Source organism: Neobacillus niacini, assembly GCF_031457145.1.
In the GTDB taxonomy this organism is placed as follows: Bacteria; Bacillota; Bacilli; order Bacillales; family Cytobacillaceae; genus Neobacillus; species Neobacillus niacini_J.
This window is the reverse complement of sequence record NZ_JAVDVZ010000020.1, coordinates 1-13,063: the sequence shown is the minus strand read 5'-3', so window position 1 is coordinate 13,063 and position 13,063 is coordinate 1. Positions and strand designations below refer to the sequence as shown.

Genomic DNA, 13,063 nt, shown 5'->3' with positions numbered 1-13,063 from the left:
AGGTCTTTGTTTTTGATACTTTTGTCATAAAAGTGGTAAGCTAGTGATATTCATAAATTTTTTAAACAATCTTTTTAAGGAAGAATGCAAAATGTTGGAAGCAAAAGTAGCTGGCTTTCTAGATCGCCATTCATTTGAAATGGAAAATAAAAAAATTGTGGTTGGTGTTTCTGGTGGCCCAGATTCTCTGGCGTTGCTACACTACCTGTGGGGGCAACGGGATAAGCAAACTCTCTCCCTGGTGGCAGCTCATGTGGATCATATGTTTAGAGGACAAGAGTCATTTGAGGATGCTTTATTCGTAAAAGATTATTGTGAACAAAAGGGAATTCCGTTTGAAATGGCTAGAATCAATGTTCCTCAAATAATTGAGAAAACGAAGAAAAATGCTCAAGTGGCGTCAAGACAAGCAAGATATGAGTTTTTTGAAGAAATAATGGGTAAGTATGGTTATAACTATCTAGCATTAGGTCACCATGGTGACGACCAAGTTGAGACGATTTTAATGCGGTTGACTAGAGGAAGTTCCTCTGCTGCTAGAGCAGGCATTCCGTTCTCAAGACCTTTTGGGAATGGGTTTATTTTCCGCCCCTTCTTATCTTTAACAAAGGTAGAACTTGCAGATTATTGTCAAAAGCAAAATTTGGTGCCAAGAATAGATCCAAGTAATAAGAAAAATATTTATAGCAGAAATCGTTTTCGTCATGAAGTCCTCCCATTTTTAAAAGCAGAAAATCAACATGTTCACGAACATTTTCAACGTTTTAGCGAGGATGTCCAGAATGATGAGATACTTCTTCAGGAATTAACTGTCCAAAGAATGAATAAAGTAATGAAAATGAGAGAAAAGAATAAAATTATCATTGATATTATCGCTTTTTTAGAAGTGCCAATTTCTTTACAAAGAAGAGGTATTCAACTAATATTAAACTATCTTTACAAAGTTATACCAGTGTCACTTTCTGCTTTACATATTGATCATGTTCTGTCTTTAACTCGAAATCACCATCCTTCTGGAACTCTTGATCTTCCCAATGGTTTAAAGGTCATTCGATCTTATTCACTTTTATCTTTCCAATTTGAAGTGATAGAAGCTACTCCTTATTCCTTTGAATTATCAGGACCTGGTGTAATTGATTTACCAAATGGGGCAAGAATAAGAATGGATGTAATTGATGGTAAAGAAAACATTGAAACCAATGGATATTATTCACTTTTTCCTACTGACAAGATTAAACTGCCCATCGAGATTCGAACTAGAAAAATGGGGGATCGCATGAACCTAAAAGGAATGTCTGGAACAAAAAAGCTAAAAGATATCTTTATCGATAGCAAAGTTCCCCTTCAGGAGCGCGACACTTGGCCAGTAATTACTGATAAAAATGGGTGGATTCTTTGGCTTCCAGGAATAAAAAAATCAGTATACGAAGGCATTAATCATTCAGCAAGTCAGTATATACTACTCACATATCATAGGTAATGATTCTTCTAGGAGGCACAATGATTATGAAACAGGATATTGAAAAGGTATTATTTTCTGAAGAAGAGCTTCAAGAGAAAATCAAGGAGTTAGGGGCTCAATTAACAAAAGAGTATAATGATCGCTTCCCTCTCGCGATTGGTGTATTAAAAGGTGCAATGCCATTTATGGCTGATTTACTAAAACGAATGGATTGCTATTTGGAAATGGATTTTATGGATGTATCAAGCTATGGCAGTGCCATGGTATCTTCAGGAGAAGTGAAAATCCTTAAGGATTTAGATACTTCAGTTGAAGGAAGAGACATCTTAATCATTGAGGATATCATCGATAGTGGCTTAACTTTAAGTTATCTAGTTGATTTATTCCGTTACCGAAAAGCTAAATCAATCAAAATTGTTACCTTACTTGACAAACCAACAGGAAGGAAGAGTGCAATAAAAGCAGATTATATAGGTTTTATTTGCCCAGATGAATTTGTGGTCGGTTACGGATTAGATTATATCGAAAAATACCGAAACCTTCCATATATTGGTGTTTTAAAACCGGAAGTATATAGCGATAATCTTTAAGTGAAACTAAAAAAGCTATATTATTAAAATGATTAACCCTGTTAAATGGGTAATTTCAGAATTGGAATGATTTTCTATGATACTATCTAAAAAAGTTTTTATCGCGGGAGGAGGTAAGAGATGAATCGGATTTTCCGTAATACCATCTTTTATTTATTGATATTTTTAGTCATAATTGGCGTGGTAAGCTTCTTTAATGGCAGCAATGAACCTACGGATAACATTTCCTACAATGAGTTTGTTGACCATTTAGAAAACAATGAAGTGGATTCATTTTCTATGCAGCCTGAACGTGGGGTTTTTGAAGTTCGGGGGCAGTTTGAAAAAGGGGTAAAAAACGGTAAGAGCTTTTTAACGTATGTACCTAACAGTGAAAAAATTCTCGAGCGTATCGATGCAGCCGGTTCGAAGGTTGAAGTAATGCCAGCTAAAGAAACAAGTGGCTGGGTAACATTTTTTACCTCGATTATTCCATTTGTGATTATCTTTATCTTATTCTTCTTCTTATTAAACCAAGCTCAGGGCGGGGGCAGCCGTGTCATGAACTTTGGTAAGAGTAAAGCCAAGCTTTATAACGATGATAAGAAGAAAGCCCGATTTAAAGATGTTGCGGGTGCAGATGAAGAAAAGCAAGAATTGGTCGAAGTGGTAGAATTCTTAAAAGACCCTAGAAAGTTTGCGGAACTTGGAGCACGAATTCCTAAAGGCGTACTTCTTGTCGGACCTCCAGGAACGGGTAAAACATTACTAGCACGTGCAGTAGCAGGTGAGGCTGGAGTTCCATTCTTCTCTATTAGTGGATCCGACTTCGTTGAAATGTTTGTTGGGGTCGGTGCATCCCGTGTGCGTGACTTGTTTGAAAATGCAAAGAAAAATGCACCTTGTATCATCTTTATCGATGAAATTGACGCCGTTGGTCGTCAACGTGGTGCTGGTTTAGGCGGCGGTCATGATGAACGTGAGCAAACGTTGAATCAATTATTAGTTGAAATGGATGGATTCGGTGCTAATGAAGGAATCATCATCATTGCAGCTACAAACCGACCAGATATTCTTGACCCTGCATTACTACGTCCTGGACGTTTTGATAGACAAATTACCGTAGACCGACCAGATGTTATTGGCCGTGAAGCAGTACTTAAAGTACATGCAAAGAACAAGCCATTAGATGAGGCAGTAAATTTAAAGAATATCGCTATGCGTACACCTGGTTTCTCAGGTGCAGACTTAGAAAACTTATTAAATGAGGCAGCATTAGTGGCTGCTCGTCAGAATAAGAAGAAGGTTGACATGGAAGATATTGATGAAGCAACAGATAGGGTCATTGCAGGACCTGCGAAAAAGAGCCGGGTAATTTCAAAGAAAGAACGCAATATTGTAGCTTTCCATGAGGGCGGACATACAGTAATTGGTTTAGTTCTGAATGAAGCTGACATGGTTCATAAGGTTACAATCGTACCTCGTGGCCAAGCGGGTGGATATGCGGTTATGCTTCCAAGAGAAGACCGTTACTTTATGACGAAACCAGAATTACTTAATAAAATCGTAGGTTTATTGGGTGGACGTGTTGCAGAAGAGATTGTCTTTGGTGAAGTAAGTACAGGTGCACATAACGATTTCCAACGTGCAACTGGAATCGCCCGCAAAATGGTAACTGAATATGGTATGAGTGATAAGCTAGGAGTTGGACAGTTCGGTCAACCTTCAGGCGGTCAGGTTTTCTTAGGACGTGACATCCATAACGAACAAAACTATTCAGATGCCATTGCCTTTGAAATTGACCTTGAAATTCAACGAATTCTTAAAGAATGTTATGAAAAGGCTACAACCATTCTTACTGAGAATCGAGATAAACTTGACCTGATTGCTAATACGCTTCTTGAAGTTGAAACCCTCAATGCAGAACAAATCGATTACTTGATTGAAAATGGCCGTATGCCAGAATCTGCTGCAGAGCTTGAAGGGTTTAAACCAGTGGATACAAAGAAAACAGATGACGTAAAAGTAACTATCAGCACGAAGAAGGATGAAGAACCACTTAGTCAGCCTTCCGAAACTGAGGATAAGTAGATTTTTCAAAAAGAGTGCTTCTAAAAAAGCACTCTTTTTTTTCACGATAAAAAGTAATTGTGATATGATGTTTGCAGTGTAACCATTGAAAAATCTTAAAAAGTAAGTGAGTGATTCTTTTGATTTTCGTATTTGACGTAGGGAATACAAATACTGTTTTAGGTGTATACAAAGGGGAAGAACTTAAGTACCACTGGCGTGTGGAAACGAATAGAAATCGAACAGAAGATGAATTTGGGATGATCATTAAATCCCTTTTTGACGCTTCAGGTCTTTCATTTTCGCAAATAGATGGAATTATTATTTCTTCAGTCGTGCCGCCAATTATGTTTGCTTTAGAAAGAATGTGCAGGAAATATTTTAATCTTACTCCGTTAGTTGTAGGACCAGGAATGAAAACAGGACTTAATATTAAATATGAAAACCCTAGAGAAGTCGGGGCTGACCGAATTGTTAACGCAGTTGCTGCGATTCACGAATATGGCAGTCCATTAATTATTGTTGATTTTGGTACTGCTACGACTTATTGCTACATCAATGAACAGCGTCAATATATGGGCGGGGCCATTGCGCCGGGGATTGGGATTTCAACAGAGGCATTGTATTCAAGGGCCTCAAAACTGCCTCGAATTGACATTGCACGTCCAGAGGGTGTAATAGGTAAAAATACAGTGGCTGCTATGCAGGCAGGAATTGTCTATGGTTATGTAGGTCAGGTAGAAGGTATCGTTAAAAGGATGATGGACCAAAGTGAACGAAAACCGACAGTCATAGCTACTGGAGGGTTATCTGCTTTGATTGCTCAAGAGTCTAAGACCATTGATATCGTTGATCCATTTTTAACTTTAAAAGGATTACAGCTTATCTATAAGAGAAACATGGATACTCTAAAGAATAGCAACTAGAAAGGAGATACATAATGACTGATTATTTAGTGAAAGCTTTGGCTCATGATGGTCAAATTAGGGCGTATGCTGTACGTACGACAGAAGTAGTGTCCGAAGCACAGCGTCGCCATCAAACATGGCGAACAGCCTCTGCAGCCCTAGGACGCTCCCTTACCGCGGGTGTAATGATGGGGGCAATGTTGAAGGGTGAAGATAAATTGACCATTAAAATTAATGGAGGGGGACCAATTGGCCTCATTTTAGTGGATAGTAATGCAAAAGGTGATGTCCGTGGCTATGTAACAAATCCCCAGGTTGACTTTGAAGCAAATGAGCACGGGAAATTAGATGTTCGCCGCGCGGTGGGCACTGATGGCACATTGTCTGTTGTTAAAGATACTGGACTCCGTGATTTCTTCTCAGGTCTGGTACCGATTGTCTCCGGAGAGTTAGGTGAAGACTTCACTTATTACTTTGCTACTTCGGAACAGGTGCCTTCCTCTGTTGGAGTAGGTGTATTGGTAAATCCGGATGATACCATTTTAGCAGCGGGCGGATTTATTTTTCAATTAATGCCTGGTGCAAAGGATGAAACGATTACAAAGGTTGAGGAGCGTTTAAAAACGATATCTCCCATTTCAACATTAGTAAGACAGGGGCTTACTCCTGAAGAAATTTTAGAGGAACTGTTTGGGAAAGAGCAGGTTAATGTTCTAGAAACAATGCCTGTTCAGTTTAAGTGTGTGTGTTCTAAAAATCGCTTTGCAGATGCAATTGTCGGTTTAGGACAAGGGGAAATTGAGGCGATGATTATTGAAGACGGACAAGCCGAGGCCCACTGCCATTTTTGTAATGAAAAATATCTTTTCACAAAAGAAGAATTAGAGGAATTAAAGAGTCAGGCAAAATAGTATTTTAGGGGGAGGAGTAGTTGAGGCGAAAGCAGCTATGGATCGTTATTGCAGCACTTATTTTTATTAACTGTCTAACTATTGCCTTTTTCCTTTCAAAAATGAATGAGGTAACTGGGAGTGGGTTTAATGAAGAAGTCGTTGCTACGGTGGGGAAAAGTAATATTTCAAGGCAAGAGTGGCTCAATGAATTAGAGTCGAGATATGGAAAAGATGTACTTAAAGATATGATTGATCAAAAAGTAATAAAAGAAATGGCAGCCAAATATAAAATAAAGGTATCAAATGAAGATGTAGAACGTGAATATAGAATCCTTCAAACTACATACAGCTCGCCAAGTGAGAATAAAAAGACGACTGAAAAGAAATGGAAGGAACATATCCGCAACAGTCTTCTTCAGGAAGAAATCCTAACTAGGGATGTAAAGGTTTCTGAAAAGGAAATGCAAGCTTATTATGAAGCAAATAAGGAGCTTTTTAATATTCCTGCTGCCTATCATTTATCACATATTATTGTCAAATCAAGTGAAGAGGCAGAAAAGGCAATGAAGGAATTGTCGCAAGGGTCGAGTTTCTCAGCACTTGCAATGGAACGATCGATTGAGGAGTTTTCTGCTAATGAAGGCGGGGATATTGGTTACTTGATGGAAGGAGAAGAACGGTATCCTTCTGAGTATTTACAAGCAGCAAAGAAATTAAAAGAAGGCACCTGGAGTGATCCTATCAAAGTAGAACTCGGGTTTGCAATTGTGAAACTTGAAGGGAAAATGAAGGGAGAAAAGTATTCGTTTAAGGATGTTAAACAACAAATACGCCGCGAAATTGCACTTGAACAAATGAAAACATCAGCTTCTACTACAACTTTTTGGGAAGAAGCGAAGGTAGACTGGTTTTATGGCAATAAAGACGCAAACTAAGAAAAGCACAGGAATATTTCTGTGTTTTTATTTTCAATTTAGAACATGAGAAATTGAAAAATTAGGAATTATTACTCAGCAAAATGGTTGACAAAACTAGGTGAAAACTGATAAATTCAATATAATACCAATAAAAATACTCGGAATAAAGGAAGAGGTGCTCTTATGGTACGTGTTGCAAATTCAGTTGCAGATTTAGTTGGTCAAACACCTATTGTGAAATTAAACAGATTAGTAGAAGAAAACAGTGCAGAGGTTTATTTAAAGCTTGAATATTTTAACCCAGGCAGTAGTGTAAAAGACCGTATTGCTTTAGCAATGATTGAAGCTGCGGAAGAAAAAGGTTTAATTAAGCCTGGTGTCGATACAATTATTGAACCTACTAGTGGAAATACTGGTATTGGACTAGCAATGATTGCTGCAGCTAAAGGTTACAAGGCTATTTTTGTTATGCCTGAAACAATGAGCTTAGAAAGAAGAAACTTGCTGCGTGCATACGGAGCTGAGTTAGTCCTAACTCCTGGACCTGAAGGAATGAAAGGCGCTATTGCAAAGGCTAACGCACTTGCAAGTGAAAATGGATACTTCGTTCCGCAACAATTCGAGAATGAAGCAAATCCTGAAGTTCACCGCAGAACAACTGGTAAGGAAATTGTAGAACAAATGGATCAAGTAGATGCTTTTATATCCGGTATCGGTACAGGCGGAACCATCACAGGTGCTGGTGGGGTTCTACGTGAAAAATTCCCAAATATAAAAATTTATGCAGTTGAACCGACTGATTCACCAGTATTATCAGGAGGTAAACCAGGACCACATAAGATTCAGGGTATTGGTGCAGGTTTTGTTCCAGCTGTCCTAGATACTAAAATCTATGATGAAGTTATTCAAGTTCCAGCTGAAGATGCTTTTGCTGCTTCTCGTCGTGCTGCAAAAGAAGAGGGAATCCTAGGCGGTATTTCTTCAGGTGCAGCCATTCATGCTGCATTAGAAGTTGCCAAGAAACTAGGAAAAGGTAAAAAGGTACTTGCGATTATTCCTGACAATGGTGAACGTTATCTAAGCACACCTCTTTACCAATATGAAGACTAATTAAAAACAAGGGGAGGTTATAGCGTGAGCTAAAGCCTCTTTTTTTTTTGCTTTAAAAAACAATTTTCTTGTATGATGTAAGAAGTAAATCTAAATGAGGTGGCTTTAAGGATGCAGACAGCAGGAATGAAATGTGGACCATATACATTAGACTTCGATAAAAAAACCATCATAATGGGGATATTAAATGCAACTCCTGATTCCTTCTCGGATGGCGGTAAATACAACAATCTAGAACAAGCCGTTGAGCGTGCCAAAGAAATGGTTGAAAATGGGGCGGATATTATTGATATTGGCGGTGAATCAACCCGTCCAGGTTATACTGTCATATCTGATGAGGAAGAAATTGAGCGTGTTGTCCCAGTCATTGAAGCCATATCTAAACAAGTGAGTGTTTCTATTTCTATTGATACGTATAAAGCCCAGGTTGCTCAAAAGGCGGTTGAGGCAGGCGCCCATATTATTAACGATATCTGGGGGGCGAAGGCAGATGAAAAAATGGCAGCTGTTGCTGCACAATACAATGTTCCAATTATTCTCATGCATAATCGTCATGATCGAAATTATTCCTATTTCATAAGGGACGTGTTAAATGATCTGTACGAAAGTATCAACATCGTAAAGCAAGCGGGTGTACGAGATGATCAGATTATATTAGACCCGGGAATTGGTTTTGCTAAAGACCTTAATGAGAACATTTTAATGATGCAGCACTTAGATACACTGAAGGCTCTCGGTTATCCCGTACTTTTAGGAACATCTAAAAAATCCATGATTGGACAAGCGCTAGATCTTCCGGTAAAAGAAAGAATGGAAGGGACTGGGGCAACGGTTTGCTATGGTATCCAAAAGGGATGTCAAATCATTCGTATCCATGATGTTAAGGAAATGAGCAGAATGGCAAAAATGATGGATATTCTAATGGGGAAGGGTGTCAATATTGGATAAGATATTTGTAAACCAAATGGAATTCTACGGATATCATGGTGTTTTTCCTGAGGAAACTAAGCTTGGACAGCGGTTTATCGTAGATTTAATGGTTCTTGTAGATTTAAAGCGTGCAGGAGAAACAGATGAACTAGTGTATTCAGTAAACTATGGTGAATTATTTCAGGTGTGTAAAGATATTGTTGAGGGGAAACCATATAAGCTTGTGGAAGCCATTGCTGAAAAAATTGCAGAAACCGTTTTGAAGCAATTTTCCCTTGTTTCTGAAGCAACTGTAAAAGTAATCAAACCAGATCCGCCAATCCCTGGTCATTATCGATCGGTTGCAGTAGAAATTACAAGGAGAAGATAAAAATGGGAAATAGAGCATTTATTTCACTTGGATCTAATATTGAAAACAGGTATGATTATTTATCGGAAGCTATCGAAAAGCTATCAAATCATTCAAGTATCCAATTGGTAAATAACTCCTCCGTTTATGAAACGGATCCTGTTGGATACGAGGATCAAGATTTGTTTTTAAATATGGTGATAGAGATTATGACATCATTCAGTGCTCATGAATTACTAGATTATTGTCTAAGAGTTGAATCAGATCTTGGGAGAAAAAGGGAAATTCATTGGGGTCCAAGAACAATTGACCTTGACATTCTCCTTTATAACCAAGAAAATATTGAAACAGAGAAACTTGTTATTCCGCATCCACGGATGCTAGAGCGGGAATTTGTCATGATTCCTTTGTCAGAGATAAGACCTGACCTAATAATTCCAAATATAGAAAGACCACTCACAACATGGATCAATGAATTACCTAACAAAGAAGGAGTCCGAGTATGGAAGCGGAAAAATGGGGAAGACGTATTCGAGCCTATCGGAAGCTAAAGGGTTACACGCAGGAGGGCTTTGCGAAGGAACTAGGTGTATCAGTATCAATTATTGGGGAGATTGAAAGAGGAAACCGTCTGGCTACAGGCGAGTTACTAAAGAAAATCGGTCAAACCTTAAATATCACGATTGAAGAATTATCACCAAATGAATAGATAGAAGGGGGGGGATTACAAGTAATGTTGAAAATCGGCAATATTGAAATGAAAAATCAAGTCGTTTTGGCACCAATGGCTGGTGTCTGTAATTATGCCTTCCGTCTAACGGTTAAAGAGTTCGGAGCTGGTTTAGTTTGTGCAGAAATGGTCAGTGATAAAGGAATCGTTTTAAAAAATCAAAAAACGATGAATATGCTTTACATTGACGAACGTGAAAAACCATTAAGTCTACAAATTTTTGGCGGTGAAAAGAAAACCCTTGTTGAAGCAGCACAATTTGTAGATAAAAATACGAATGCAGATATTATTGATATCAATATGGGATGTCCTGTTCCAAAAATCACAAAATGTGATGCGGGAGCGAAATGGCTATTAGATCCGAGTAAAATTTATGAAATGGTAGCAGCTGTTGTTGACGCTGTTGAAAAACCAGTTACGGTTAAAATGCGTATGGGCTGGGATGAAGACCATATTTTTGCAGTCAAGAATGCACAGGCTGTTGAAAGAGCAGGCGGGCAAGCTGTTGCGCTTCATGGTCGTACTCGCGTTCAGATGTATGAAGGAAAAGCGAACTGGGACATTATCAGAGAAGTAAAGCAGAACATTAATATTCCACTTATTGGGAATGGTGATGTCCAGACTCCACAGGATGCAAAAAGAATGCTGGATGAAACAGGTGTTGATGGTGTTATGATTGGCAGGGCAGCTCTTGGAAACCCATGGATGATTTACCGTACTGTTCAATACCTAGAAACAGGAAAACTGATGGATGAGCCATCTGTACGTGAAAAAATGGATGTATGTATTCTTCATCTTGATCGCTTAATTGCCCTTAAGAATGAAGATGTTGCTGTGCGTGAAATGCGTAAGCATGCTGCTTGGTATTTAAAAGGTGTTCGAGGAAATGCACTTGTAAGAAATGCAATCAATGAATGTAATACACGTGACCAATTAGTTGGATTATTAAATGGATTAGCAGCAGAGGTTGAGGAAAAAGAAAGCCAAGTTACTGTAGGCTAAATTTGACAATAATAAGCTCTTTTTCTATAATACTTTTGTTTGAATATAAAGCTGCCAGTGAAATACTGGCAGTTTTTATTATAATTAATCTTTTTTAATGTCTGAATTGTCAAGTTTGTGTAAAATAATAAAGTATGTAGAAAAAAGTGAATGTCGCAGGCATGAATCCGAGGTTTACATAAAAGATTGTAATTGGAGTTGATTTAGTATGAGTCAGGAAGAATTAAATGACCAAATGCAGGTCAGACGTGAAAAAATGAACGTCATGCGTGAAAAAGGACTCGACCCTTTTGGTAAACGCTTTGACCGTTCTCATAATATTAAGGAATTGGTAGAGCAATATGGAGAATTAGAAAAAGAAGACCTAGAATCTAAAAATATTTCTGTTACTCTTGCTGGTCGAATGATGACCAAACGTGGAAAGGGTAAAGCAGGATTTGCTAATATTCAAGACCTTACGGGACAAATTCAAGTTTACGTTAGAGTCGATGCTATTGGTGAAGAATCATATGAATTGTTTAACTCATCGGATTTAGGAGATATCATAGGGGTAAATGGAACTTTATTTAAAACGAAGGTTGGCGAATTATCAGTTAAGGTTCAAAACTATACGTTCTTAACAAAGGCACTTCGTCCGTTACCAGATAAATTTCACGGCCTAAAAGACGTGGAGCAGCGTTACCGTCAGCGATACTTAGATTTAATTGTCAGCCAGGATAGCAGAGAGACTTTTATTACACGTAGTAAAATCATTCAATCTATGCGCCGTTATCTTGATAACAATGGTTATTTAGAGGTTGAAACTCCGATGATGCACTCTATTGCCGGTGGTGCGTCAGCGCGTCCGTTTATTACTCACCACAATGCACTTGATATGGAACTATACATGCGGATTGCTATTGAACTCCACTTAAAGCGTCTGATTGTTGGTGGACTTGAAAAAGTTTATGAAATTGGCCGTGTATTTCGTAACGAAGGTGTTTCTACCCGCCACAATCCAGAGTTTACAATGATTGAGCTATACGAGGCTTATGCAGATTATCAGGACATTATGAGTCTAACTGAAAACCTAATTGCGCATATTGCGCAAGAAGTATTAGGAACCACTACTGTCCAATACGGAGAATATGAAGTCAACCTTAAGCCAGAATGGAAAAGGCTGCACATGGTTGATGCAATAAAAGAATATACAGGAGCAGACTTCTGGAAACAAATGAGTGTGGAAGAGGCACGCTCGATTGCGAAAGAACACGGAGTAGAAATCACTGAACATATGCTTTATGGTCACATCGTTAATGAATTCTTTGAGCAAAAGGTTGAAGAAAAGTTAATCCAGCCTACTTTTGTTTATGGTCATCCTGTTGAGATCTCCCCACTTGCTAAGAAAAACGAAGATGATTCAAGATTTACAGATCGGTTTGAGTTATTTATTGTTGCACGTGAACACGCGAATGCATTTACAGAGTTAAATGATCCAATTGACCAAAGAGAGCGTTTTGAGGCGCAATTAAAAGAGCGTGAGCAGGGTAATGACGAAGCTCATGAAATGGATGAAGATTTTGTAGAAGCGTTGGAATATGGAATGCCTCCTACAGGTGGATTAGGAATTGGAATCGATCGTATAGTTATGCTATTAACAAACTCGCCATCGATTCGTGACGTATTATTATTCCCATTAATGCGCCATCGTTAATAACTATTTTAGAAAAGCACTGGGCAACTAGTGCTTTTTGTTTTGTTGATAAAGATAATTGAAAATTATTATTTTAATATATCGGATAAATATGTTTAAAAAAGTATTGCACTAGGGAATCAATGGTGGTATATTAATATCTGTTGTTAACGAAACAAACAACCTTCTACAAAAAAAGAAGTTAAAAAGTTGTTGACATTAAGTTAATAACTTGGTAAGATAATAAAGTCGCTTTTGAGCGATATAAATTAATTGTTCTTTGAAAACTAAACAAACAAGAACGTCAACAAACAATTTTTTAGCTTTTTTTAAAAAGCTAAGCCAACGTAACTTTTATGAGCTATATCAACTTTCTTGGAGAGTTTGATCCTGGCTCAGGACGAACGCTGGCGGCGTGCCTAATACATGCAAGTCGAGCGAATCTTGAGGT

At 38.2% G+C, this 13,063-nt stretch carries 13 protein-coding genes and 1 rRNA gene; all 14 read left to right on the top strand.

The genetic code is table 11. From position 1 onward, the window contains the following. Nucleotides 1–91: 91 nt before the first annotated feature. Nucleotides 92–1,480 (top strand): tRNA lysidine(34) synthetase TilS, encoded by a 1,389-nt coding sequence (gene tilS / locus J2Y03_RS26740; protein ID WP_310200126.1) that lies wholly within the window; start codon nt 92–94, stop codon nt 1,478–1,480. A gap of 26 nt (nt 1,481–1,506) precedes the next feature. After that, entirely contained in the window at nt 1,507–2,052 is a 546-nt protein-coding gene (hpt, locus tag J2Y03_RS26735) for a hypoxanthine phosphoribosyltransferase (protein WP_310200124.1), read from the top strand. Nucleotides 2,053–2,172: 120 nt separating this feature from the next. Further along, the gene (ftsH, locus tag J2Y03_RS26730) at nt 2,173–4,122 is read left to right on the top strand and encodes an ATP-dependent zinc metalloprotease FtsH (protein ID WP_310200121.1); all 1,950 of its coding nucleotides are present in this window, start codon (nt 2,173–2,175) and stop codon (nt 4,120–4,122) included. Between the two features lie 119 nt (nt 4,123–4,241). After that, on the top strand, nt 4,242–5,027 hold the full coding sequence (locus tag J2Y03_RS26725; protein WP_310200171.1) for a type III pantothenate kinase: 786 nt from the start codon (nt 4,242–4,244) through the stop codon (nt 5,025–5,027). Nucleotides 5,028–5,041: 14 nt separating this feature from the next. Beyond that, complete coding sequence (gene hslO / locus J2Y03_RS26720; RefSeq protein WP_310200119.1) at nt 5,042–5,920, top strand: Hsp33 family molecular chaperone HslO; 879 nt, start codon at nt 5,042–5,044, stop codon at nt 5,918–5,920. Nucleotides 5,921–5,940: 20 nt separating this feature from the next. After that, the gene (locus J2Y03_RS26715; RefSeq protein ID WP_310200117.1) at nt 5,941–6,837 is read left to right on the top strand and encodes a peptidyl-prolyl cis-trans isomerase; all 897 of its coding nucleotides are present in this window, start codon (nt 5,941–5,943) and stop codon (nt 6,835–6,837) included. 165 nt (nt 6,838–7,002) lie between these two features. Then, a complete protein-coding gene (cysK, locus tag J2Y03_RS26710) occupies nt 7,003–7,929 on the top strand; it encodes a cysteine synthase A (protein WP_310200115.1) in 927 nt (308 codons plus the stop codon). Between the two features lie 111 nt (nt 7,930–8,040). After that, nucleotides 8,041–8,877: a dihydropteroate synthase gene (gene folP / locus J2Y03_RS26705; RefSeq protein ID WP_310200112.1), complete on the top strand. Its 837-nt coding sequence runs from the start codon at nt 8,041–8,043 to the stop codon at nt 8,875–8,877. After that, complete coding sequence (folB, locus tag J2Y03_RS26700; protein ID WP_310200110.1) at nt 8,870–9,229, top strand: dihydroneopterin aldolase; 360 nt, start codon at nt 8,870–8,872, stop codon at nt 9,227–9,229. Before folP ends, folB begins: the two co-directional genes overlap by 8 nt. Before the next feature lie 2 nt (nt 9,230–9,231). After that, the gene (folK, locus tag J2Y03_RS26695) at nt 9,232–9,759 is read left to right on the top strand and encodes a 2-amino-4-hydroxy-6-hydroxymethyldihydropteridine diphosphokinase (RefSeq protein ID WP_310200108.1); all 528 of its coding nucleotides are present in this window, start codon (nt 9,232–9,234) and stop codon (nt 9,757–9,759) included. Beyond that, nucleotides 9,711–9,917, top strand: coding sequence for a helix-turn-helix domain-containing protein (locus tag J2Y03_RS26690; RefSeq protein WP_132097012.1), 207 nt, complete (start codon nt 9,711–9,713; stop codon nt 9,915–9,917). The genes folK and J2Y03_RS26690 overlap by 49 nt, the downstream gene beginning before the upstream one ends. Nucleotides 9,918–9,941: 24 nt before the next feature. Next, complete coding sequence (dusB, locus tag J2Y03_RS26685) at nt 9,942–10,940, top strand: tRNA dihydrouridine synthase DusB (protein ID WP_310200106.1); 999 nt, start codon at nt 9,942–9,944, stop codon at nt 10,938–10,940. A gap of 208 nt (nt 10,941–11,148) precedes the next feature. Further along, complete coding sequence (gene lysS / locus J2Y03_RS26680) at nt 11,149–12,633, top strand: lysine--tRNA ligase (protein WP_132097010.1); 1,485 nt, start codon at nt 11,149–11,151, stop codon at nt 12,631–12,633. A 351-nt stretch (nt 12,634–12,984) separates the two neighbouring features. After that, nucleotides 12,985–13,063 (top strand): 16S ribosomal RNA (locus J2Y03_RS26675); the annotation flags it as partial.